Consider the following 23,453-nt stretch of genomic DNA (forward strand, 5'->3'; position numbering starts at 1 on the left):
TCATTGGCTTTTTGGCGTGAGCTGCTTTAATTCGATCATGATGCCGATCCCCGAGGAGTTCATATGCGCCACCTGACCGCAATTGCCTGCCTGTTGGCCCCGGCCACCCTGCTGGCGGCACCGCCCAATCTGCAGGAGGGCCAGTGGCAGATCACCACCCGGATGCAGATGGAGGGCATGCCCGCGAACATGCCGCCGCATACCCTGTCCATGTGCCTGAACAAGGACGACATCGCCAGGGGCGACAAGACCCTGCCGCAAGCGCCGCGCGACAAAGGCCAGCAGCATTGCGAGTTTGCCGAACGCAGCATGAACAGCGCCAAGCTGCATTACAAAATGGTGTGCACGGGGGACCACCGGGCAACCATGACCGGCGATATCCACTATGAGAGCACGCGCTACGACGGCAAGAGCCGGATGGAAATGGTCGACCGCAAGGGTAAAACGACGGTGATGACGCAGGAGTTCTCGGCGCAGCGCCTCGGTGACTGCAGGAAATAGCCTCAGGCCCTGGACTCGCCGTCGTCCACGGTAAAGCGATAGCTGCGCGTACCGAGGCTTGCGCCCTCGGCGCCGAAGCTGCGTTCGACGAATTCGCATTGCACGTCGTCGAGGCAGAGCAGGGTAGAGGCGCGCGTGCCATAGCTGGGGGAGGCGATGAAGATGCTGCCCAGCCTGCGTTCCCACTCGATGCCGACGCCGGTGTCGGGCAGCTGCTTGTCCGGTGGCAGGCTGTCGTCAAGCAGCAGATCGAGCAGGGCATCGCTGTCGTGCTGCGGCCCTGCCCCGGCCAGTGCGGCTTTGAGGCGCTCCACCTTGGGCCACGGCGTATTGAGCACATGGTTGGACAGGGCATGCACGCCAGCGGGGATACGCTCGATCGCGCCGCTGACGTTCGACAGATAGTACAGCGACTGCCGATCACCCACGATCAGGTTGAAGCCGTTGTAGTCGCGACTGCGCTCCCCGAGTGCCTGGAGGTAGGCTGCCGGCGCCATCGTGCCGGCCAGGAAAGCGGCCACCAGCGCGCCACGCGATGGCGCATCGGGGCGCTGCTGGCGCGGATCGCGATAATTGGTCAGTGCTGCGAAACGTCCGTCGCGGGTGACGCCGAGCCAGCTGCCGCCGCCACGTAGATCGCGGCCTGCCAGTAGCTTGGGCTGCTCATCCCACCATGCCGCGGGCAAGGTCTCGCGCGCATAGAATTCGTCGCGGTTGGCCAGCAGGGTGAGCCGGAAACTGGGCTCGGTACGGTAGCAGAAGGCGATCAGGCACATGGTGCGTGCCCCCGACGTGGCCTGTGGGCTTGCGTCGCATGCAGGCCTGGCTTAGATTGGGGCGCTTTGATGTGTGGGAGCATGGCAATGCAAATCGACAAGGAAATCGACCTTTCTGGCCTTAACTGCCCGCTGCCGGTGTTGCGCACCAAGAAGGCGCTCGCCGAGCTGCAGAGTGGGCAGGTTCTGAAAATCACTGCGACCGACCCGGCCACGCCCAAGGATTTCGAGGCGTTCTCGCGCCAGACCGGCAATGCCCTGCTGTCGTCGGAGGCGGAGGGCGGCAAGTTCATCTTTGTGATGCAGCGCAAATAGGGCGCATCAAGCTTTCGCCCGCGCCAGCCACGCAAGGAAGTCGGCGCCGGGCTGCGGCTTGCCGAACAGGTAGCCTTGCCCTTCCTGACAGCCGAGCTTGTTCAACTCGGCCTGCTGCTCCGTGGTCTCCACGCCTTCCGCAATGACGGTCAGGCCAAGCTCCTGGCCGAGCTGCACGATCATGTCGGCGATGCTGGTGCGGGTTCCCTTGCCGAGCTCGCGCACAAAGGCGCGGTCGATCTTGAGCCGGTCGATCGGCAGCCGCTGCAGATAAGAGAGCGAAGAGAAGCCGGTGCCGAAGTCGTCGATGGCGACCGTCACCCCCAGCGCCTTAAGCATGCGCAAGGTGTTCTCCATGGCTACGGCGCCCAGCATCGCAACCGATTCGGTGATCTCCAGCTCGAGATTGCCGGGCGGGATGCCGGTCTCGCGCAGCACCGTGTCGACTGTCGCTACGAAATCCGGATTCTGGAACTGCACCATCGATACGTTGACGGCGATGCGCAGGTCGGCATGGCCCTGGGCCTGCCAGCGCAGCACCTCGTGGCACGCCGTGCGCAGTACCCAGGTGCCAAGCTCGATGATGAGGCCGGAGTATTCCGCCAGCGGAATGAACTGGTCGGGCGGGATGAAGCCATTGGCTGTGGGCCAACGCAGCAGCGCCTCGGCGCCGAGCGGCTCGCCGGTCGCCAGGTTGACCTGCGGCTGGTAATGCAGTTGCAGCCGCTGTGCCTCGATCGCTTCGCGCAGGTCGTGCAGCATGATCAGCCGCCGCTGCGTGTCCTGCTCCATCTGTTCGGTGTAGTAGCAGAAGCGGCCGCGTTGGTCGTTCTTGGCGCGGTTGAGCGCAATACTCGCGCATTTGTGGGCGGTCAGGCCGCTGCCGTCGATGATGCCCAGGCGCACCAGGCCGATGGTGCCGCGCACGCGCAGCGAGTACTGGTTGACGGTGAATGGACGGTCGAACAGGCCAAGCATGCGCTCGGGGGCGATCTCCGCGTCCGGCGCGAGGATGCCGAAAGTGTCGCCGGTGACGCGTGCCAGCGTGGCCTGTGGCGGCAAGCCCTGGCGCAAGCGCTCGGATACGGCACGCAGCAGCAGGTCGCCGTTTTCATGGCCGAGTGCATCGTTGAACTCGGAGAAATGGTCGATATCGACCAGTGCCAGGGTATAGCCGCGCTCACCCGATGCGCGCAGCTCATCGATCAGCTGGACCAGGCGGGCGCGGTTGGGCAAATGGCACAATGTATCGGAGAAGGCAAACTGGTTGAGCTGCTGCAACAGGCCGACGCTCTCCAGGCCGACCGAGATATTGGTGCCAAATACCTCGAGCAATTGCCTATCGACCCCACCCAGATGCGTGGCGGTCGGCACGTCCAGCACTAGGGATACCGCCGCACGGGTACGGAAGTACAGCGTCAGCGCGCCTGGGCTGTCCTGGTGCGTGCCGGTGTGCAGGCTATGCTCGATACGGCTGTGGGCCGCTGCGTCCTGCAGCGCGCAGAGCGGGTAGCCGGTGATCGAGGCAAAGGTGCCGACTGCCGCGGCGACATAGCACGGCTCCGACCCCATCTGGATGCAGGCCAGCCCGTTGCCACTGCTCCCGAGCAGCTTGATCAGGTGCTGCAGCACGGCGTCGGCAAAGCCATCCAGGCGGTGGCGGGCGAACATGTCCGGTGCGGCATGCACGATCAGGTCGAGCCCGCGCCGTCCCGCTGCGATCGTGCGTAGCTGGTCGTAGGAGCGGATCGCCGTGGTCATCGTCGTCATCAGCCGCGTCAGCGTCAGTTCCGACTTGGTCTTGTAATCGTTGATGTCATAGTCGCGGATAGCCGACAGCTCGGGGGCGTAGCCCGGCTGGCCGGTGCGCAGCACGATGCGCACCTCGCTGAGCTTGAGCTCTTCGCGGATTACCCGCACCAGGTTGAGGCCGGCGTCTTCCTTCTCCATGACGACATCGAGCAGTACCACGGCAATATCCTGGTGGCTGGCCAGCAGGCGCTGCGCCTCGGCTGCCGAGTAGGCGTGGAGGAAGGTCAGGCGCCGCTGCAGGATGATGGCGTCGCGCAGCGCGAAGGTGGTGACCTGATGCACTTCCTTGTCGTCGTCGACGATCAAGACCAGCCAATGCGGACGGTTGTCCGCCTGGGGGGGCTCCAGCTCCTCCGCGAATTCGAGGTGGTCGTGTTGGGGCGTATCGCTCATTCGGCTGATGTGGCGACTTCCGTCGAGTCTGGCGCGCACAGCGGCAGGCTCAGCGTGAATGTCGTTCCCTCTCCAATTTTGGTGGCGACGGCTATTTTGCCGCCCAATATCCGGGTGACGATTCCGTGCACGATGTTCAGCCCCAGCCCGCTACCACCGCGGCCGAGCTTGGTCGTGAAGAATGGGTCCCAGATTTTGTTCAGGTGATCGGCCGGAATGCCGGCCCCATCGTCGCGAATCACGACAATGGCCTGTGTCCCTGATTGTTGCGCGTGTATCAGTACTTGTCCATGTTCTCGATGTTCGAAGGCGTGCACCAGCGCATTGTTGACCAGATTGGTCAGCACCTGACCCAGCGGGCCGGGAAAACTGTCCATCTCGATGTGCGGCTGCAAATCGAGCGCCATGCGGTGCGGGCTGTTCTTGAAGCGAGGTGCGATGGTGACCATGACCTCTTCGATCACCTCCCGCAGGTCGAAGCGACGGCGCTTCTCGCTGGTTTGGTCGACCGCCACCTGCTTGAAGCTGGCGATCAGTTCCCGCGCCGACTCCAGGTTGCGCATGAGCAGGTCGACGGCGGTATTGGCCGTGTCGACATAGCCTTGCAGGCTGGAGCGCTTCAGCGTGCCGCCGGCCAGCTCGGTGCTCAGCAGGCGCGTTTTCTCGTGCAGCGTCGTCGCCACGGTCACCGAGTTGCCGATCGGCGTGTTCAATTCGTGCGCCACCCCCGCCACCAGTGAGCCGAGCGACGCCAGCTTCTCCGAATGGATCAGGTCATCCTGCGCCTTCTGCAAGGACTCCATCGCGCTTTGCAGCTCGCGCGTGCGTTCCGTCACGCGTTGCTCCAGTCGGATGGTCAGCTCGCGCAGCTCGTGCTGGATCTCGCGGCGTTCGGTGATGTCCCGCATGACGGCCATCATCAGCCGCCGGCCACCTTGTTCGCAGGGTACGGCAGATAGCTCGCACCAGATGATGCGGCCATCCTTGCGGCGCAACTGCACCTCCATCAGCCTGGCCTCGCGGCGGCTGCGCATCAGCTCGATCAGCTCCTGGCGCTGCTCGACATTGACCCAGATGCCAAGGCCCAGCGCCGTTTTGCCCTTGATCTGGTCGGCGGTGTAGCCGAGCAGCGGCTCCAGCTGCAGATTGGTGTCGATGAAGGTGCCGGTCTGCAGGTCGGTGAACGTGATCAGCTCCGGGATCAGCTCGAACACCTTGGCGAAGCGCTCCTGGCTATCTCTCAGCTCGGCCTCCATCTGCCGTCTGTCGCTGATGTCGCGCAAGACGGAAATCAAGGTCTGGCGGCCGCCCATCTGGCTGATCGAGGCGGAAAACTCAATCCAGGAAATCTGGCCGTCCTTGCGGCATAGCGGCAGTTCGCGCGCGCGGACCTCGCGCTGATGCTGCAAGTCCTGCAACAACTGCAGCCGGTCGTCGGCGTTGCCCCACAAGCCGAGCGCCATGGTCGTCTGCCCGACGACTTCGTCGCGCCGATATCCTGCCATCGGGAGTATCTGCTGGTTGACGTCGAGCACCGTGCCGGTGGCGATGTCCGTGAGGATGATCAGGTCCGGCATCAGCCGGAATGCGGTCTCGAATTTCTCGACGCTTTCTTGCAGCGCCTGCTCGATGAGCTTGCGTGAGGTGATGTCTTCAACCGTCGCGATGAGGCCGGCGAGCCTGCCGTCCTCGTTGAGCTGGCCGGTGTTGAAGCGCAGCCAGCATGAGGTATTGTCCGGCTTGAGGTAGCGCACCTCGATGCCGGCGTGACTGTTTTGCCCGAGTGCGATTGTCCAGGCCTCGAGTGCGACGGGCAGGTCGTTCAGGTACAGATCGGCATGCCAGGGGCGGCCAAGCAGCTCGCCGGCGGAGCGGCCGGTCAGCCGCTGGAAGGTCACATTTGCGTAGTTGACGATGCCGTCGTTGTCCGTGCCGATGATGCCGAGTGCCGAGGCCTCGGTGATGGCGCGCAGCCGGGCGTAATAATGCGCCAACTCCTGCCTGAGATCCTGTATCTCGGATTGATCGAGATCGAAGCGGAACAGCTCGCGGCGCCCGTCGGGCAGGGCAACGCTCACCTGCGACGAGAAAACCTCGAGCAGCTTGCCATCCTTGTGTCTAAGCAGGGTAGTGGCGTCGCTGGGCTGGCCCGGCCTGGCCAGCTGCTCGGCAAAGTCCTCGACAAAATCGGCGTGGTCATCGGGTCTGAGCAGCAGCTCGTCAATCCGGCGGCCGCAGGCCTCGTCCCTTTGATAGCCATACCGCTGCTCGCTGGCACGATTCCAGTAGATGACGCGGCGGTCTTCGTCATAGCCCTGGACGGCGATACAGTCCAGATTCGTCAGCAGGGCATCAAAGCGTGGCTCGGTGGCCGGAGCAAGGGTCAAGGCAATGGCCTCGACCGTGCCATCCTCGTGCAGCAGCGGAATGGCGCACAGCGACGATGGGGCGGGGTGGCCGGCACACGGCAAGACTGCCTGCAGCGGGTGGTGGATTGGCTGGTGGGTGCGTATCGCCAGGTCGATGGGGTTCTCGCCCTCGTCCGGCGCCTGCGAGGCACTGAGGGCCCGTATGATCGCCGCGCCATTCATGCCGATCACGCTGTTGCGCGGCAGATTAAGCTGTGTGCAAGCGTGCTCGTTGCAGTCGACGAGCGTGCCGTCCGGCGCGTGTATGAATACCCCTTGCTCCAAGGTATCGAGCGCGGCGCCATAGCCACGTGCTGTCGTTCGCAATGAGGCCAGCTCTGCCTCGGCTTGGGTCAGGCGTGCAATCAGCTGCGCCCGGTCCAGGTGGTCATACACTAGGGGTTCACCATCTGCATCGTTGCGATAGCTTGAATATAGGCGGAGGCCGGCTGGACTGAAAGCCGCCGAGCCCATTTTCGACGGAATACGGCGGGCAATGCAAACAGGCCTGCAATGCAGGCCTGTCTTCAATCCGCCGAAGGTACAAGGGGGCTCGGCGCCAGCCCTGCACAACCCGGGGTTATTTGGTGAAGCCGCAGAACACGTCGTGGATCATGCCGATCACTTCCAACGTGCGGGCATCGCCGACCCGGTAGAACACGCGGTTGGCATCCTTGCGCGTGCGCAGCACGCCCTTGTCCCGCATGATGGCCAGGTGTTGTGAGATATTGCTCTGAGATGTGCCGACCTGATCGACAATATCCTGCACACTGACTTCCTTGTCGCCGAGCACATAAAGAATCTTCAGGCGAATCGGATGCGACATGGCTTTCATCGCACGCGATGCCTGCTCGATTTGCTCGTCCATCACCATCAAATCAGCAGCATCTTGTTTCATGATCGACTCGAGTTTCCCCACTGAATAAATCTCACTGAGAAGCGGAACTGGTATTAGAATATTCTAATGGTAGCAGGAAAAAAAATGGCGTTCAAGCTAAATCCACTTGGCATACGAAAATATAAAACGCCAGGTAACGGATACGAGCCCGGTTATCCGTCAACCACTCGCACGACGCACCGCTTGGTGCATTTACGAATGGGGATCAACTCAAACGCTGCTAAAATAGCACACGATTTTCATTTCGTAAAAGACAGCCGCCGCCATGCCTGCCGTAAAACCCGCTATCCTGCTTATTCTTGATGGCTTTGGCCATCGCCTCGAAGGTGATGATAATGCCATTTTGCATGCCAACAAGCCCAACTGGGATCGTCTGACAAAGACATACCCATACACCACCATCAATGCCTCCGAACAGTTTGTCGGCCTGCCCGCTCATCAGTTCGGCAATTCCGAGGTGGGGCATCTGAACATCGGGGCGGGGCGCGTGATTCGCCAGGACATTTCGCGCATCGACTACGATATCGAGACCGGTGCATTCTTCCGCAACCCTACGCTGCTCGACGCAGCGCAGAAAGCCCGGCAGGGCACGCTGCACATTCTTGGCCTGGTGTCGGACGGCGGCGTGCATAGCCACGAGGCGCACATCTTCGCGTTGTTGAAATTGGCGCACGAGCAGGGGGTGGGCAGCATCGCCGTCCATGCTTTTCTGGATGGCCGCGATACACCACCAAAGAGCGCCGAAACCTACCTGGCCCGCTTGCAGGCGCAATGCGACGCCACTCCGGGCGCACGCATCGCCACGCTGGTCGGGCGCTATTTCGCCATGGACCGCGACAAGCGCTGGGAACGCGTCGAGCCGGTGTATGACATGCTGACGCAGGGCGTGGCAGAATTCAGTGCGCCGGATGCCCAGGCGGGCTTGGCTGCGGCCTATGCGCGCGGCGAGAGCGATGAATTCGTCAAGACGACGGTGATTGGTGCCCCGGCACCGATCAAGGATGGCGATACGGCCGTGTTCGTCAATTTCCGTGCGGACCGCGCGCGTCAATTGACCCAGGCGCTGGCGTGGCCTCATTTCGACGGCTTCGCGCGCAAGGTTCAACCCAAGCTTGCCTATTTCGCGTCGATGTCGAGCTATGGCGAGGCGTATGCCAATCCGGTCGCCTTCCCGCCGCAGCGCTTCAGCAACACGCTGGGCGAATACCTCGGCAAGCTCGGTCTCAAGCAGTTGCGTATCGCCGAAACCGAAAAGTATCCACATGTGACTTACTTCTTCAGCGGTGGCGAAGAGCAGCCCTTCCCGGGGGAGGACCGCATCCTGGTGCCGTCGCCCAAGGTCGCAACCTATGACCTGCAGCCCGAAATGAGCGCACCCGAGGTGACCGCCAGGCTGGTCGAGGCCATCAGAAGCAAGCAGTACGCATGCATCATGTGCAACTACGCAAATGGCGACATGGTGGGCCACACCGGCAATTTCGATGCGGCCAGGCAGGCCATCGAGGCGCTGGACCAGTGTGTGGGCCGTGTCGTGGCAGCGGCCCAGGAAGTCGGCGCGGAAGTGTTGATCACCGCCGATCACGGCAATGCCGAAATGATGCACGATGACGACAGTGGCCAGGTGCACACCCAGCATACGACCAACCTTGTGCCCTTCCTTTATGTCGGGCGTCCGGCAACACTGGCCGACACGGGGGCGTTGCAGGACGTAGCGCCCACGCTGTTGGCCATGATGGGGGTCGAGCAGCCGGTGGAAATGACGGGCCATTCATTGATCCGATTCGCGTGAAATCACTCTCGCTTCATGCCGCAATGGCGCTGCTTCTGGCAGCGCCTTTTGCGTCTTCCGCGCCGGCCGAACCGGAGGTGCCAAAAGCCGAGCTCAAAGAGCTGCGCAGCCAGATCCAAAGCCTGCAGAAAGAAATCGAAAAGGGTGAGGCGAACCGGGTAGAGGCGGTCGACGCGCTGAAGTCATCCGAGCGAGCCATTTCCGAGGCCAATCGTCTGATCGACAGCCTGTCGACCGAGCACGTGCAGGCCCGCCAGGAGTTGCAACGCCTGAAGAACGACCTGGCCGCGCGCCGCCGCGAGACCCTGGATCGCCAGCAGCAACTGGGCAAGCTCGTTGCCGCGCATTACCGGGCGGGGCAGCCCGATGCGGTCAAGCTTGCCCTGTCGGGGCAGGACCCCGCCCTGGCCGAGCGTGAGCTAACCTACTACCGCTATATTGCCCAGGCGGAAACCAAGCTCATTGCCGCGCTCAGGCTGCAGATGAGCGAGCTCAACGCCTTGCTGGAGCAAGCCGCCGCCAAGGAGCGTGAACTACAGCGCATCGAGACCGACAAGCGCGCGCAGAAAACCACGCTGGAGCAGCAGAAGGTCGAGCGTGCCGCGGTGCTGGCCAAAGTATCGGGCGAGATCAAGTCGCGGCGGCAGGCCGTCGATAAGCTCAAGCAGGATGAGCAACGTCTGACCCAGCTCATCACGCGCCTGACCCGCCTGGCGGAAGAGCGCGAGCGGGCGGCCCGCATCCGTGCGGCCAAGCTCGCGGCAGAACAGGCGAAAGCCAAGGCGCGGGCGGAACGCGCCGCCAAGGCCAGCAAGTCGGAGGTGGCGAAGAATGCAACTAAATCCGAGCTGGCCGACTCTAAGCCGGCGGAAAGCACTGTCATCGCCCGTAATGATGTCGTGCCGGAGCCGGTTGCCGGGGACAGCTTCGTCGCGCTCAAGGGGCGCTTGCGCCTGCCGGCCCGCGGCGATGTGCTGCATCGCTTCGGCTCGCCACGGGCCGAGGGGGGTAGCAACTGGCGCGGAGTGTTCATCCGGACGTCGCCGGGCGAGGCCGTGCACGCCATCGCCGCGGGGCAGGTGGTATTCGCCGATTGGCTGCGTGGCTTCGGCAACCTGCTGATCATCGACCACGGCGGCGGCTATCTAAGCTTGTACGGTTATAACGAATCGCTGCTCAAACGAGTCGGCGACCGGGTCAAGGCCGGTGACGTGGTCACCCGCGCGGGCAACACCGGCGGGGCTGAGGAAACCGGGTTATACTTTGAATTACGCCATTTAGGTAAGCCGCTCGACCCCGCCCAGTGGACGAGCTGAGTCAACATTAGGACGCATCCATGCGCAACAATATGCAGAAATTCGGTCTGGTCTCCGCTGGCGTTATCGTCGGCGTACTGATCAGCCTCAACTTTGGCGCCATTGCCGAAAAAAATCAGGAGACCCAGCCGCTGCCGGTTGAGGATCTGCGCGCCTTTACAGAGGTGTTTGGCCGAATCAAGGCCGACTATGTCGAGCCGGTGGAAGACAAGAAGCTGATCCGCGAGGCCATCAACGGCATGTTGTCCGGCCTCGATCCCCATTCGGTCTACCTCGACGAGGCTGCATTCAAGGAGTTGCGCGAAAGTACCCAGGGTGAATTCGGTGGGCTCGGCCTCGAAGTCGGCGTTGAGGACGGCTTCGTCAAGGTGATCACGCCGATCGAAGATACCCCGGCATTCAAGGCCGGCATCAAGTCCGGGGACCTGATCATCAAGCTCGACGATGCGACCGTGCGCGGCATGTCGCTCAACGACGCAGTCAAGAAGATGCGCGGCAAGCCCAATACCAACATCACGCTGACCGTGATCCGCAAGGGTGAGAGCAAGCCGCTGACCTTCACGCTGACGCGTGCGGTGATCAAGGTGCAGAGCGTCAAGGGCAAGCTGCTGGACGATAGCTACGGCTATGTACGCATCACCCAGTTCCAGGAGCACACGGTAGAGGACCTGGCCAAGGCGATCGACAGCCAGTACAAGCAGGGCAAGGGTGGGCTGAAGGGTTTCGTGCTCGATCTGCGCAACGACCCGGGTGGCCTGCTTGACGCAGCGGTAGGCGTTTCCGCAGCCTTCCTGCCCGCCAATACCATGGTGGTGTACACCGATGGCCGTGTGTCGGACTCCAAGATGAAGAAATTCACCAACAAGGAAGACTACGCGCGCCGCAGCGACGACCCGCTGAAAAACCTGCCCAAGGAGATCAAGAGTGTGCCGATGGTCGTGCTCGTCAACGGCGGCTCGGCATCGGCATCCGAAATCGTGGCGGGCGCCCTGCAGGATCACAAGCGCGCCATCGTCGTCGGTACGCAGACCTTCGGTAAGGGCTCGGTTCAGTCCGTGCTGCCGCTCTCGGCCACCACTGGCATCAAGCTGACGACGGCACGTTACTACACGCCGAACGGACGGTCGATCCAGGCCAAGGGGATCGAGCCCGATGTCGAGGTCGAAGAGGCCAAGCTCAGCTCGCTCGACGCGGGCTTGCGCTTCCGTGAAGCGGACCTGGCTGGGCATCTGGACAACCCGCAGGACCCCGAGGCAGGCAAGCAGCCAGCCAAACCGGCTGCCGCCCCTAAGGCACAACCGGCCAAGGGTGGAGCGGGGAAGGATGATGCAGGCAAGGTCGATGGCCCGATCGAATTCGGCTCGAAGCAGGACTACCAGTTGCAGCAGGCACTCAATGTGCTGAAGGTGCAGCAGATCGTGGTCAGCAAGATGGGCCCGAAGTCTTGAGTGGCTGACCCGTCGTTCTGACAAGGGCCGCAATCGCGGCCCTTGTTGTTTGTGCCACCGATGGTGATGATCGGTGCAGGCAAAACAAAAAACCCGCATGGCGCAACGCTATGCGGGTTTTGGGTATGCGTGAACCAAACTTGGTGCCCAGGGACGGACTCGAACCGTCACGCCTTGCGGCGGGGGATTTTGAGTCCCCTGCGTCTACCGATTTCGCCACCTGGGCCGCAGATGGTCTGGCTGCCTGATTCAGATTTGGTCAGCCAAAAGTAGGAGGCGGATTATCCATGAAAGGTGACATGCAGGCAAGCCCTTTTGCCCAGCCATGGGGGCTCGGCTATACTCGACTGTTGTGATTTCAATGGGCGGCCCTGTCGCTCCGCCTTCCCCTCTCCATGCGTACCGACGATTTCGACTACACCTTGCCTGATGAGCTGATTGCTCAATCCCCGTGTTCCGAACGTGGCGGCAGCCGGCTGCTGACGCTGGATGGCCGTAGTGGCCATTTTGCCGACCGGATGTTTGCCGACTTGCCGACGCTCGTGCGCGCGGGCGATCTGCTGGTCTTCAACAACACCAAGGTGATCAAGGCGCGCCTGTTCGGCCAGAAGGCCAGTGGCGGCCAGGTCGAGGTGCTGGTGGAGCGGGTGCTCAATACCCATGAGGTGTTGGCGCACGTGCGTTCCAGCAAGTCTCCCAAGCCAGGTAGCCAGCTGCTGCTTGCGCAACGTTGGCAGGTGGAGATGGTCGAGCGGCAGGGGGATCTGTTTCGCCTGCGCTTCCAGGCTGAGGATGACGTCCTGTCGATACTCGAGCAGTCGGGCCAGTTGCCCCTGCCGCCGTATATCGAGCACAGCCCCGACAATACCGACGAAACACGTTACCAGACGGTCTATGCCGAGCATCCTGGCGCGGTGGCGGCGCCGACAGCCGGTCTGCATTTCGACGATGCAATGCTGCAGCGCCTGCGCGAGATGGGCGTCAAACTCGCCTATGTCACGCTGCATGTCGGCGCTGGCACGTTCCAGCCCGTGCGCGTTGACCACATCGCCGAGCATCGCATGCACAGCGAGCTGTATTCGATCCCGCCGGAAACCGTCGATGCGGTGGCCGAAGCCAGAAGGAGCGGTGGGCGGGTGACTGCAATCGGCACTACCAGCCTGCGTGCGCTCGAGGCCGCCTCGCAATCCGGCACCTTGCAGGTGGGGCAGGGTGAGACTGACATCTTCATTACCCCCGGCTATCGCTTCAACACGGTCGACCGGCTGCTGACCAATTTCCACCTACCCAAGTCGACCCTGTTGATGTTGGTGTCCGCCTTTGCAGGCTACGACCATATGCGTGGCGCCTATGCACATGCCGTTGCCGAACGTTATCGCTTCTTCAGCTATGGTGATGCCATGCTGATTGATCGCAACGAGGACATGTGAACCCGCGCATTGCCTCCCTGCCGCACAACGCTCAGGGGCGTGATCTCATCGTGGGCGACCTGCATGGTTGTCTCGACGATCTGCTGCGCTTGCTCGATCGTCTGCAGTTCGATCCAGCGCTGGATCGAGTGCTGTCGACGGGGGACCTGGTTGATCGGGGGCCGTCTTCGCTTGGCTGCCTGCGGCTGATTTGCGAGTCGTGGTTTCACGCCGTCATCGGCAATCATGAGCAGATGCTGCTCGATGCCATTGCCAACCCTGACGGCCAGCGCCGCATGTTTCATCATCTGAATGGCGGTGCCTGGGCACAGCAATTGATCGATGAGCGGGACACAGAACTGCTGCAGCTTGCCGACATGGCTGCGGCCTTGCCCCACATCCTGGTGGTGGGGCGGGATGGGCCGTCCCGCTTTCATCTGGTGCATGCCCACCTGCTTGCCTCGACCGAGCCGCTGCGGCTATGGCGTGATGCCGACATCGATGATGGCCTGCTGGGGGACGCACCCAACCAGGCCGACATGCTGATCTGGGCACGGGCCCTGGCGCCGGACGCCGGGTTTGCCGCCATGTGCGATGACGAACCGAGTTTCTACCCCGGGCTGTCGCTGACCTATTGCGGGCACAACCCGGTGCCGCATCCCGTGACCGTGCTGTCCCATCGCTTTCTCGACACGGGGGCCGGCTATGCCGGCAACGTCTGGATCGAGTCCGAGGATACCGGTGTTCCCATGCACCTGAGCCTGCTGGAGCGGCGGCCGGATGGCAGCGAAACCTTGCATTCGGCCTGCTTCTCACCCGATTCGGCTGCATGAAAAAGGGGCCGTCAGGCCCCAATCTTTCTCGCCGGCGAGGCTCAGTAGGTGTAGAGCATGCGCTGTATATCCTTGCTGTTATTGGTGCGCGTCAGCGCCAGCATCAGCAGGATGCGTGCCTTCTGCGGATTGAGCGTGTCGCTCACCACGAAATCGAGCTCATCATCGTTGGCTTCGCCGTTCCGGGCGACAATCCCCTGGCCGACGCGGGAGCTGCGCACGATCATCACTCCTTGCTTGCGGGCATCGACCAGGCCAGGTTTCGTGGTGTTGGACAGGCTGCCGTCACCCACGCCGGCGTGCACGATATCCTTGGCCCCAGCCTTGACCAGCGCATCGAGCGCGATGCGATTGTTGCTGGCGTAGCCATAGACGATATCGACCTGCGGGAGCGTGCTCAGATCGTCGACATTGAATTCGGTTTCGAGCGTGTGCTTGCGGACCGGCAGCCGGTAGAAATGCGGGCGGTTGGGTCCGAACTGACATGAGGCTGGGCGCATGTCTCGAGTGCGGCGCGAGTACTGCAGGGAGGTGGGAGGAAAAAAGACGGGACACCGTTTGGTATCCCGTTTCAGAAGGAGAGAGGAGCAGGCTTACGCCTAGCTGGATTTCACGCTGCGAATTCTGCCGCACTGCAATATCAGCGGCTATTGCCGAAATACCTAACAGGGATATCCCCATTGGCAAGGAACTTTTGGCTGGCATTTGTGGGGTGCGTGACCTTGCCGTCGTTGGTGCACGCAAAGGCGGCGTGCGGGGTAGAATGTCGGCTTTTGCGCGGCGGGCAATCCCGCTGGCGTTGTTGCAGGCACTCGCCGGCTTGTGCTGCCGGTCGAAAGGACATCATGAAGTACTCATTGCACAAGACCGACGGCCTCGCACGCCGCGGCACCCTGGAACTGATCCACGGCAAGATCGAAACCCCGGTGTTCATGCCGGTCGGCACCTACGGCACGGTCAAGGGCATGAGCCCGCACGAACTGCACGACATCGGCGCGCAGATCATTCTCGGTAATACCTTTCACCTCTGGTTGCGCCCCGGGCTCGATGTTGTGGCGGCCCACGGCGGCCTGCACGGGATGATGGCATGGGACAGGCCCATTCTCACCGACTCGGGCGGTTTCCAGGTATTCAGCCTGGGGGCGCTGCGCAAGATCACCGAGGAAGGGGTCAAGTTCCAGAGCCCGGTCAATGGCGACAAGCTGTTCCTGACGCCGGAGGAGTCGATGCGCATCCAGCGCGTGCTCAATTCCGATGTCGTGATGATCTTCGACGAGTGCACGCCTTACCCGGCCACGCGCGACGAGGCTGCCAAGTCGATGCGGCTGTCGATGCGCTGGGCACGCCGCTCGCGCGACGAATTCGATCGCCTGGAAAACCCCAATGCGCTGTTCGGCATCGTGCAGGGCAGCATGTACGAGGATTTGCGCGATGAATCGCTGGCGGGGCTGATGGATATCGGTTTCCATGGCTTTGCCATTGGCGGCCTGTCGGTAGGCGAGCCCAAGGAGGACATGGTGCGCATCCTCGCCCATACCGCGCCCAAGCTGCCGGTGGATAAGCCGCGTTACCTGATGGGGGTTGGCACGCCTGAAGACTTGGTCTATGGCGTGTCGCAGGGCATCGACATGTTCGACTGCGTGATGCCGACGCGCAATGCGCGCAACGGCTGGCTGTTCACGCGCTTTGGCGACATCAAGATTCGCAACGCGAAATACAAGACCGATACCAATCCGCTCGACGAGACCTGTGGCTGCTATACCTGCCAGCATTTCTCGCGTGCCTATCTGCACCACCTGCAGCGCATGAACGAGATCCTCGGCGCGCGGCTCAATACCATCCACAACCTCTACTACTACCAGCAACTGATGCGCGACATCCGTGCCGCGATCGACCTCGGCCGCTTCGACGACTTCCGTCGCCAGTTCCGCGAGGAGCGGCAGGTGCTGGCAAAGTCGGCCGGCTAGACGGATTCCGCCGTGCGGTACGGGGCTTGACGCCCTGTGTGCTGCTGGGTGATGATCGCCGCATGAACCAGAACCGCTTCGCTTTCTATGGCTTTTATTGGTGGCGCCCTGCATAAGGCGGCACCGTGGTTCTTTTGTATCGATAGAACATTTGAAACATGCCGCCGGGAGACTGGCGGCATTTTCTTTGTGGGCGTCGCCAGTGGTCGCCAGAACGGTACCAGGCCCGGCGGTTTCTCGAGGTTAAGACTGAATGGAGACCGCTATGATGCTCGACGACACCTATATCCAACCGCAAAAGCCCGTCATCCTGACCGGCGACCGGCCGACCGGCCCGCTGCATCTGGGCCACTATGTCGGCTCGCTGGCCAACCGCGTCAAATTCCAGGACGAATACCGGCAGTTCGTGATGATCGCCGACATGCAGGCGCTCACCGACAATATGGGCAACTATGCCAAGGTGCGCGACAACGTGGTCGAAGTTGCGCTCGACTACCTGGCGGTAGGCATCGATCCCGACAAGAGCACGTTACTGATCCAGTCCAAGGTGCCGGAGCTGGCCGAGCTGACCGTGCTGTTCCTCAACCTGGTGTCGGTCGCACGGCTCGAGCGCAATCCCACCGTGAAGGAAGAAATCCGCCAACGCGGCTTCGAGCGTGATATCCCGGCCGGTTTCCTCTCCTACCCGGTGGCGCAGGCGGCTGACATCACCGCGTTCAAGGCGCGCCACGTACCGGTCGGCGAGGATCAGTTGCCGATGATCGAGCAGACCAACGAGATCGTGCGCCGGTTCAACCGCAGCGTGGGCAAGGATGTACTGGTCGAGGCGCAGGCGGTGCTGTCGCGGGTCGGGCGCCTGCCCGGTATCGACGGCCAGGCCAAGATGAGCAAGTCGCTCGGCAATGCGATTGCCTTGTCTGCCCCGGCGGATCAGGTGAGCCAGGCAGTCAAGCAGATGTTCACCGACCCGAATCATCTGCGCGTCGACGACCCGGGGCAGGTCGAAGGCAATGTGGTGTTCACCTATCTCGACGCATTCGAGCCCGATGCCGCGCTGGTGGCGGACCTCAAAGCACGTTACCGTGCTGGTGGCCTGGGCGACAGCGTGGTCAAGCGCCAGCTCGAAGATCGACTGCAGGCATTGCTCCAGCCAATTCGTGAGCGCCGCACCGAGCTGAGCCGGGACAAGGGGGCGATCCTCGAGATGTTGCGCAAGCATTCGCTCGTCGCGCGTGATGTTGCCGCTAGGACTCTGTCGGAAGTGCGGCGCGAAATCGGGCTGGATTATTACTTCCTGTAATTCACCTATTCGGAACTTACACGCCACGCCAGGGCTCGTATGCGTGGCTGTGCAAGTTTGCCGGAAGCGGCGGCCCACCGTGCGTGGATTCGATCTGCGGTCTGGTCTCGCTCGCCTTGGCGGCGCGATCTAAAGCATCAACTCGAATTTGTCACCGCTTCCGGCTACAATGCCGGTCTTTGGTCGGCGGATACCGTCGACATAACAATGCCATGCCGCCCCCGGCGGCCGACTTTTTGCAATCGGATTTTCGGAGCTTTACTCCATGTTTATCGGTACCGCCTACGCCAATACTCCCGCCGCTCCAGGCGGTTTCGACCTGCTGTCGTTCGCCCCGATGGTCGTCATCTTCGTACTGTTCTACTTCATGCTGATTCGTCCGCAGCAGAAGAAGATGAAGGACCAGCAGAGCATGCTGTCCAACCTGCAGAAGGGGGACGAAGTCGCCACCAACGGCGGAGTTGTCGGCAAGATCACCAAGCTCAACGAGCAGTTCATCACGCTCGAAGTGGCCAATAACGTCGAAATAACCTTCCAGCGCGGTGCCGTTTCGGCCGTTCTGCCCAAGGGCACGCTGAAAAGCCTGTAACCCAACCCCCGGGGCCGCCGTCGCGGCCTCGCGTTCTTGCGCAAGCCATCATGAACCGTTACCCCCTCTGGAAATACCTGATCATCGCGGTGGCGCTGATCGTCGGCAGCCTCTACACGGTGCCGAACTTCTTTGGCGAATCGCCTGCCGTGCAGATTTCGCCCGAGCGTGCTTCGATCAAGCTCGATCTGGAAACCATGAAGCAGGTCGAACAATCACTGATCGACGCCAAGCTGCAGGTGGACGGTGTCTTCCTCGATGGCAACAGCATCAAGGCTCGCTTCAAGGATACCGACACCCAGCTCAAGGCGCGTGACGTCATTCAGCAGCAGCTCGGCGGCAGCTACATCGTGGCGCTGAACCTGCTGTCGAGCTCGCCGGAGTGGCTGACGCGGCTGAAGGCACGGCCGATGTTCCTGGGGCTCGATCTGCGCGGTGGCGTGCACTTCCTGCTGCAGATCGACATGAAGGCTGCGCTCGACAAGACCATGGAACGCTACGCCGGCGACATCCGCCGCGATTTGCGCGACAAGAAGATTCGCTTTGGCCAGGTGCGCCGCATCGGCACCTCGATCGAGGTCAAGTTCCGCGACCAGGAAACCATGACGGCCGCGCGTGCACTGATCGAGAAGGACATGCCGGCGCTGCTGGTCAAGGCCCAGCCTGACGGTGATATCAAGCTCACGCTGACCGTCAAGCCGGAAGAGCTGACCCGCGTGCAGGGCGATTCGGTCAAGCAGAACATCACCACGCTGCACAACCGTGTGAACGAACTCGGCGTGGCCGAACCGATCATCCAGCAGCAAGGTGCCGACCGCATCGTGGTGCAGCTGCCGGGCGTGCAGGATACGGCCAAGGCCAAGGACATCCTGGGCCGCACGGCCTCGCTGGAAGTGCGTATGGTCGAGGACGATCCGAGCAAGCTGCAGGATGCTCTCTCCGGCAACGTGCCGATGGGCTACGAGCTGCTCGACGAAGCAGGCCGCGATGGCCGCCCGAGCAAGATCCTGGTCAAGAAGGACGTCGAACTGACCGGCGACAACATCAATGATGCCCAGCCGGGCTTCGGCGAGAATGGCGAGGCTGCTGTCCACATCAACCTCGACAGCACCGGCTCGGCGATCTTCAAGCAGGTGACCCACGACAACGTCGGCCATCGCATGGCGATGATCCTGGTCGAGAAGGGCAAGGCCGAGGTGGTGACCGCCCCGGTGATCCGTGGCGAGATCGGCGGCGGACGCGTGCAGATCTCGGGCTCGATGAACACGGCGGAAGCCAACGACATCGCGCTGCTGCTGCGCTCCGGCGCACTGGCGGCCCCGATGACCATCATCGAGGAACGCACGGTCGGCCCGAGCCTTGGCAAGGACAACATCGCCAAGGGCTTCCACTCGACGATGTACGGTTTCCTCGCGATCACCGTGTTCATGCTCATCTACTACCGCGTGATGGGCGGCGTGGCGGTGTTCGCGCTTGGCGTCAACCTGTTCCTGCTGATCGCCATCCTGTCGATGCTGCAGGCAACCCTGACCCTGCCGGGCATCGCGGCGATTGCGCTGACGCTCGGTATGGCGATCGACTCGAACGTGCTGATCAACGAACGCATCCGTGAGGAAGTACGCGCCGGCGTGACGCCGCAGGCGGCCATCAAGGCCGGCTACGAGCACGCCTGGGCCACCATTCTGGATTCGAACGTCACCACGCTGATCGCCGGTATCGCGCTGTTCCTGGTCGGCTCCGGCCCGATCAAGGGCTTTGCCGTGGTGCATTGCCTCGGCATCATGACTTCGATGTTCAGCTCGGTATTCGTGGCGCGCGGCCTGACCAACCTGATCTATGGCTACCGCCGTCGCCTGTCCGGTATTTCGGTATAAAGGAGGGAGCAGACCATGCTAGAGCTGTTCCATGTAAAAAAAGATATCCCCTTCATGCGCCATGCGCTGAAGTTCAACGTCATTTCGTTCATCACGTTTTTGGCGGCGGTTTTCTTTCTGGCGACCAAGGGTCTGCACTTCGGTGTGGACTTCACCGGCGGCACGGTGCTGGAAGTGGCCTACCAGCAGGCCGCTGATCTTGGCAAGGTACGTAGCGACCTGACCCAGATCGGCTTCTCCGAGGCCGTGGTGCAGAACTTCGGTACCTCGAAGGATGTGATGATCCGCCTGCCGCTGAAAAAGGGCATCACCTCGTCCCAGCTGTCCGACACCATCATGGGTAAGCTGAAGAGCGACAACCCCGGGGCTGAGTTGCGCCGCGTCGAATTCGTTGGCCCGGCCGTGGGCGAGGAGCTGTTCACGAGTGGCCTGGCGGCGCTCGGCATGGTGATCGCGGGTATCGTCATCTATCTGAGCATGCGCTTCGAGTGGCGCTTCGCGGTGGCGGCCATCATCGCCAACCTGCATGACGTGGTGATCATCCTGGGCTTCTTTGCCTTCTTCCAGTGGGAATTCGACCTGCCAGTGCTGGCCGGTGTGCTGGCAGTGCTCGGCTATTCGGTGAACGAGTCGGTGGTGGTGTTCGACCGGGTACGCGAGAACTTCCGCAAGATGCGCAAGGGCGCAATCCCCGACATCATCAACAATGCGATCACCAGCACCATGAGCCGTACCATCATCACCCACTTGTCGACACAGATGATGGTGACCTCGATGCTGGTATTTGGCGGCCCGACGCTGCACAACTTCGCACTGGCGCTGACCATCGGCATTCTGTTCGGTATCTACTCCTCGGTACTGGTGTCCTGCCCGCTGGCGATGTGGCTCGGCGTGAAGCGTGAGCACTTCATCGTGCAGGTGAAGAAGAAAGAAGAAGCGGTAGTCTGACAACAAGGCGGGGCAACCCGCCTTTTTCATGTATTCGTATCCAGTCTGGTGAATTGAGTTGGAAGCCATCAAGTATCTGATCGACTTTATCCTGCACATCGACAAGCACATGGTCGAGCTGGTGCAGAGCTATGGCACCTGGGTGTACGGCATCCTGTTCATGATCGTATTCATCGAGACGGGCCTGGTGGTGATGCCGCTTCTGCCCGGTGACTCGATGCTGTTCGTGGCGGGTGCACTGGCGGCACAGGGGGCGCTGGAAGCGCATGTGTTGGCGCTGTCGCTGATTGTGGCCGCGGTACTTGGCGATTCGTTGAACTATGCGATCGGTAAGCGCTTTGGTCACCTGATCGCCGGCCCCGACTCGCGCTGGGTGAAGCCCGAGCATATGGCGCGTACCCACGCCTTCTTCGAAAAACACGGCGGCAAGACCATCATCGTCGCGCGGTTCGTGCCCATCGTGCGTACCTTCGCACCGTTCGTCGCCGGTATCGGCGAGATGAGCTACCGCAAGTTCCTGAGCTTCAATGTCATTGGCGCCGTGGCCTGGGTGACGCTGTTCGTCTATGCCGGCTATTTCTTCGGGGGCTTGACGGTGGTGAAGGAAAACCTGAAATTGATCATGCTTGCCATCATCGTGATTTCCTTGCTGCCGGTGGTGATTGAGGCTTTCAAACACCGCAAGGCCGGCCGCTCCGCTGTCTGACTGATTGTCTTGCAGGAGGTTTGCCATGCCCAATGATCCAGCCAACCCGTTCTCGTTTGCGGCGCCATGGTCCGGCAATGTGTCGCAGCCCTGGTCGTGGTGGTATCAGCTTGCCCCGGTCACGATCAATCAGATGCAGTCGGGGGATCCAGCGCTGGAAGCCAGGATCGTGCGCGAGGTCGCGAGTTACGGGCGACAGCTGGGGCGGGTGATGGACGTGCTCGAGGTGCTGGTCGCCAAGCTTGACGACACCGGGCTCAGTGACGGACAGCAGCGGGCGCTGACTGAGTTCCAGTCACTACGCGATGAGATTGACCGCCTCAGGCGCCCGTCGCTCGGTGCAACGCGTAGCGACGCCGTGCGTGTCGCCAATGCACTGGTGAGCTGGCGTAAGGATAGCCCGGAGCTGTTCCAGCTGGTGAAAGCCGTGATCGACGATGCCGAACGCAGCTGAAGTCAATGCCGATGGCTGGCTTGTCGGTGCGCGACAGGTGTTGTCGCCGAATCACGATGCTCGCCCTGAGGGCACGCCGGTCGAATTGCTGGTGATCCACAACATCAGCTTGCCGCCCAATCAGTACGGTGGGCCAGGCATCGAGCAACTGTTCGCCAATGCACTGGACCCAAACGAGCACCCTTACTATGCGGGCATCGCCCAGCTGCGTGTGTCCGCACATTTCCTGATCCGCCGCGACGGCGAGGTGGTGCAGTTCGTCTCCTGCAACGACCGCGCGTGGCATGCCGGGGTATCCAGCTGGCGTGGGCGCGAGCGCTGCAACGATTTCTCGCTCGGCGTCGAGCTCGAAGGCTGCGATACCGAGCCGTTCACCGATGCCCAATACGAGGCGCTGGCACGTGTTGTGGAGGCCTTGCAGGCGCGCTACCCACTGTGCGATTGCCAGGGGCACTCCGATATCGCGCCAGACCGCAAGACCGACCCCGGCCCTTGTTTCGACTGGCCGCGCTTTCGCCGGCAGTGGCACGCACCATGACAAACGCCCCGGGAAGCGGGGCGTTTGTCACGGCAGATGAGGCACTTCAGGCCGTGAGCGCCAGCAGCTTCTCAAACGCGTCATCGAACAGCTTCAATCCTTCCTGCTGCAATTGCTCGCCAACCTCGTTGAGATCGATGCCCAGGGCCGCGAGCGCTGCCACGGTCTGCTCCGCCTGAGGCAGGCCCTGGCCGAGCGTGGCGGCTGCCTGGCCATGGTCGCGGAAAGCGTCCAGCGTGGCATCCGGAGCCGTATTGACGGTTTCGTCGCCGATCAGCTCCTCGATGTACAGCACATCGCTGTAAGCGGCATTTTTGGTGCCGGTGCTGGCCCACAGCAGGCACTGCGGACGTGCGCCGGCCGCCTTGAGCTCAGCAAAACGCGCGCCGTGGAACAGGGTCTGGTAGTCGTGGTAGGCCGTCCTGGCGAAGGCGACGGCAGCCTTACCGCGCAGGGCCAGTGCGTCGGCGCTGCCGATCGCATCGAGCTTCTTGTCGATCAGGGTGTCGACACGGCTCATGAACACGCTGGCCACGGCCTTGATGTGATCTACCGGCAAGCCTTGCTGCACGCGCCGTTGCAGGCCACGCAGATAGGCGTCGAAAATGGTCTCGACATGGCGGGGCGAGAACATCAGCGTGATGTTGACGTTGAGCCCCTCGGCGATCAATTGCTCGAATGCCGCCGTGCCGGCGGCGGTGGCCGGCACCTTGATCATCAGGTTGGGGCGGTCGACAGCCTGCCACAGACGGCGCGCCGCCACGAGTGTGCCGGCCTCGTCGTTGGCCAGGAATGGCGAGACTTCAAAGCTCACATAGCCATCTGCCTTGGCCGTGGCGTCGTACTGGGTGCGCATCAGGTCGCAGGCGGCCTGGATGTCGGGAATGACCAGTGCTTCGTAACGCTGCTCGGCGCTGAGGTTTTCCGTCTTCAGGCGGGCCAGGTCGCCCTGGTAACGGCCGTCCTTGGCGATGGCATTGTAGAAGATGGCAGGGTTGGAGGTGACGCCGGCAATGCCGTCCTCCGCCACCAGGTTCGACAGCTGTTCGGCGACGAGCTGGCGGGAGAGGTTGTCCAGCCAGACGCGCTGCCCGAAATTGCGGATTTGAATCAGTCTGCTCATGTTGTACCTGCGAAATGGAAAACCGTTTGCCGGCCATTCAATCATGCCGGGGCGAC

The 23,453-nt window shown here is 62.1% G+C and carries 21 protein-coding genes, 1 tRNA gene and 1 pseudogene; 16 read left to right on the forward strand and 7 right to left on the reverse strand.

Going from position 1 to position 23,453, the window contains the following annotated elements; all coding sequences use genetic code 11:
* Positions 1 to 63 precede the first annotated feature (63 nt).
* Positions 64 to 501, forward strand: coding sequence for a DUF3617 domain-containing protein (locus tag ABWL39_RS01335; RefSeq protein ID WP_367786454.1), 438 nt, complete (start codon positions 64 to 66; stop codon positions 499 to 501).
* Positions 502 to 503: 2 nt separating this feature from the next.
* On the opposite strand, the gene ABWL39_RS01340 is transcribed toward ABWL39_RS01335, so the two are convergent.
* Complete coding sequence (locus ABWL39_RS01340; RefSeq protein WP_367786456.1) at positions 504 to 1,277, reverse strand: NRDE family protein; 774 nt, start codon at positions 1,275 to 1,277, stop codon at positions 504 to 506.
* Between the two features lie 87 nt (positions 1,278 to 1,364).
* Between ABWL39_RS01340 and ABWL39_RS01345 the strand changes: the two genes are divergently transcribed.
* Positions 1,365 to 1,592 carry a sulfurtransferase TusA family protein gene (locus ABWL39_RS01345; RefSeq protein ID WP_367786457.1) on the forward strand — a complete coding sequence of 76 codons (228 nt, stop codon included), beginning with the start codon at positions 1,365 to 1,367 and terminating at the stop codon, positions 1,590 to 1,592.
* A gap of 6 nt (positions 1,593 to 1,598) precedes the next feature.
* On the opposite strand, the gene ABWL39_RS01350 is transcribed toward ABWL39_RS01345, so the two are convergent.
* The 3 genes from ABWL39_RS01350 to ABWL39_RS01360 form a co-directional block, all read right to left on the reverse strand.
* Positions 1,599 to 3,797: an EAL domain-containing protein gene (locus ABWL39_RS01350; protein ID WP_367786458.1), complete on the reverse strand. Its 2,199-nt coding sequence runs from the start codon at positions 3,795 to 3,797 to the stop codon at positions 1,599 to 1,601.
* The gene (locus ABWL39_RS01355; protein WP_367786460.1) at positions 3,794 to 6,601 is read right to left on the reverse strand and encodes a PAS domain S-box protein; all 2,808 of its coding nucleotides are present in this window, start codon (positions 6,599 to 6,601) and stop codon (positions 3,794 to 3,796) included. The genes ABWL39_RS01350 and ABWL39_RS01355 overlap by 4 nt, the downstream gene beginning before the upstream one ends.
* Before the next feature lie 184 nt (positions 6,602 to 6,785).
* Positions 6,786 to 7,103, reverse strand: a complete 318-nt coding sequence (locus ABWL39_RS01360; RefSeq protein ID WP_367786462.1) for an ArsR/SmtB family transcription factor — start codon at positions 7,101 to 7,103, stop codon at positions 6,786 to 6,788.
* Positions 7,104 to 7,187: 84 nt separating this feature from the next.
* Here ABWL39_RS01360 and ABWL39_RS01365 point away from each other — a divergent pair, with 84 nt between their 5' ends.
* The 4 genes from ABWL39_RS01365 to ABWL39_RS01380 all read left to right on the forward strand — a co-directional run bounded on the left by ABWL39_RS01365 (position 7,188) and on the right by ABWL39_RS01380 (position 11,656).
* Complete coding sequence (locus ABWL39_RS01365; protein WP_367786464.1) at positions 7,188 to 7,406, forward strand: hypothetical protein; 219 nt, start codon at positions 7,188 to 7,190, stop codon at positions 7,404 to 7,406.
* On the forward strand, positions 7,369 to 8,892 hold the full coding sequence (gene gpmI / locus ABWL39_RS01370; RefSeq protein WP_367786465.1) for a 2,3-bisphosphoglycerate-independent phosphoglycerate mutase: 1,524 nt from the start codon (positions 7,369 to 7,371) through the stop codon (positions 8,890 to 8,892). The genes ABWL39_RS01365 and gpmI overlap by 38 nt, the downstream gene beginning before the upstream one ends.
* A gap of 77 nt (positions 8,893 to 8,969) precedes the next feature.
* Positions 8,970 to 10,208 carry a murein hydrolase activator EnvC gene (locus ABWL39_RS01375; RefSeq protein ID WP_367786467.1) on the forward strand — a complete coding sequence of 413 codons (1,239 nt, stop codon included), beginning with the start codon at positions 8,970 to 8,972 and terminating at the stop codon, positions 10,206 to 10,208.
* Positions 10,209 to 10,228: 20 nt separating this feature from the next.
* Complete coding sequence (locus ABWL39_RS01380; RefSeq protein ID WP_367786468.1) at positions 10,229 to 11,656, forward strand: S41 family peptidase; 1,428 nt, start codon at positions 10,229 to 10,231, stop codon at positions 11,654 to 11,656.
* 141 nt (positions 11,657 to 11,797) lie between these two features.
* Here ABWL39_RS01380 and ABWL39_RS01385 read toward each other — a convergent pair.
* Positions 11,798 to 11,882 (reverse strand) — tRNA-Leu (locus tag ABWL39_RS01385).
* Positions 11,883 to 12,051: 169 nt separating this feature from the next.
* Here ABWL39_RS01385 and queA point away from each other — a divergent pair.
* Both queA and ABWL39_RS01395 read left to right on the forward strand, forming a co-directional pair.
* Complete coding sequence (gene queA, locus ABWL39_RS01390) at positions 12,052 to 13,086, forward strand: tRNA preQ1(34) S-adenosylmethionine ribosyltransferase-isomerase QueA (RefSeq protein ID WP_367786470.1); 1,035 nt, start codon at positions 12,052 to 12,054, stop codon at positions 13,084 to 13,086.
* Positions 13,083 to 13,898: a metallophosphoesterase gene (locus ABWL39_RS01395; RefSeq protein WP_367786472.1), complete on the forward strand. Its 816-nt coding sequence runs from the start codon at positions 13,083 to 13,085 to the stop codon at positions 13,896 to 13,898. Before queA ends, ABWL39_RS01395 begins: the two co-directional genes overlap by 4 nt.
* A gap of 41 nt (positions 13,899 to 13,939) precedes the next feature.
* Here ABWL39_RS01395 and ABWL39_RS01400 read toward each other — a convergent pair.
* Positions 13,940 to 14,368: pseudogene (locus ABWL39_RS01400) on the reverse strand (L-asparaginase); the annotation flags it as partial.
* A 375-nt stretch (positions 14,369 to 14,743) separates the two neighbouring features.
* On the opposite strand from ABWL39_RS01400, the gene tgt reads away from it, so the two are divergent.
* The 8 genes from tgt (at position 14,744) to ampD (ending at position 22,274) form a co-directional block, all read left to right on the forward strand.
* Complete coding sequence (tgt, locus tag ABWL39_RS01405; RefSeq protein WP_367786474.1) at positions 14,744 to 15,865, forward strand: tRNA guanosine(34) transglycosylase Tgt; 1,122 nt, start codon at positions 14,744 to 14,746, stop codon at positions 15,863 to 15,865.
* A gap of 265 nt (positions 15,866 to 16,130) precedes the next feature.
* The gene (gene trpS / locus ABWL39_RS01410) at positions 16,131 to 17,165 is read left to right on the forward strand and encodes a tryptophan--tRNA ligase (RefSeq protein ID WP_367786476.1); all 1,035 of its coding nucleotides are present in this window, start codon (positions 16,131 to 16,133) and stop codon (positions 17,163 to 17,165) included.
* A gap of 265 nt (positions 17,166 to 17,430) precedes the next feature.
* A complete protein-coding gene (gene yajC, locus ABWL39_RS01415; RefSeq protein ID WP_367786478.1) occupies positions 17,431 to 17,754 on the forward strand; it encodes a preprotein translocase subunit YajC in 324 nt (107 codons plus the stop codon).
* A gap of 50 nt (positions 17,755 to 17,804) precedes the next feature.
* Positions 17,805 to 19,628 (forward strand): protein translocase subunit SecD, encoded by a 1,824-nt coding sequence (secD, locus tag ABWL39_RS01420; protein ID WP_367786480.1) that lies wholly within the window; start codon positions 17,805 to 17,807, stop codon positions 19,626 to 19,628.
* Between the two features lie 15 nt (positions 19,629 to 19,643).
* The gene (secF, locus tag ABWL39_RS01425) at positions 19,644 to 20,576 is read left to right on the forward strand and encodes a protein translocase subunit SecF (protein ID WP_367786482.1); all 933 of its coding nucleotides are present in this window, start codon (positions 19,644 to 19,646) and stop codon (positions 20,574 to 20,576) included.
* Positions 20,577 to 20,634: 58 nt separating this feature from the next.
* Positions 20,635 to 21,282, forward strand: a complete 648-nt coding sequence (locus ABWL39_RS01430; RefSeq protein WP_367786484.1) for a DedA family protein — start codon at positions 20,635 to 20,637, stop codon at positions 21,280 to 21,282.
* 25 nt (positions 21,283 to 21,307) lie between these two features.
* On the forward strand, positions 21,308 to 21,736 hold the full coding sequence (locus ABWL39_RS01435) for a hypothetical protein (protein ID WP_367786486.1): 429 nt from the start codon (positions 21,308 to 21,310) through the stop codon (positions 21,734 to 21,736).
* Positions 21,720 to 22,274, forward strand: a complete 555-nt coding sequence (gene ampD / locus ABWL39_RS01440) for a 1,6-anhydro-N-acetylmuramyl-L-alanine amidase AmpD (protein WP_367786488.1) — start codon at positions 21,720 to 21,722, stop codon at positions 22,272 to 22,274. Before ABWL39_RS01435 ends, ampD begins: the two co-directional genes overlap by 17 nt.
* 46 nt (positions 22,275 to 22,320) lie before the next feature.
* Here ampD and tal read toward each other — a convergent pair whose 3' ends face one another.
* Positions 22,321 to 23,397, reverse strand: a complete 1,077-nt coding sequence (tal, locus tag ABWL39_RS01445; protein WP_367786490.1) for a transaldolase — start codon at positions 23,395 to 23,397, stop codon at positions 22,321 to 22,323.
* Between the last annotated feature and the right edge of the window lie 56 nt (positions 23,398 to 23,453).

This window comes from Chitinivorax sp. PXF-14, assembly GCF_040812015.1.
Taxonomy (GTDB): Bacteria; Pseudomonadota; Gammaproteobacteria; order Burkholderiales; family SCOH01; genus JBFNXJ01.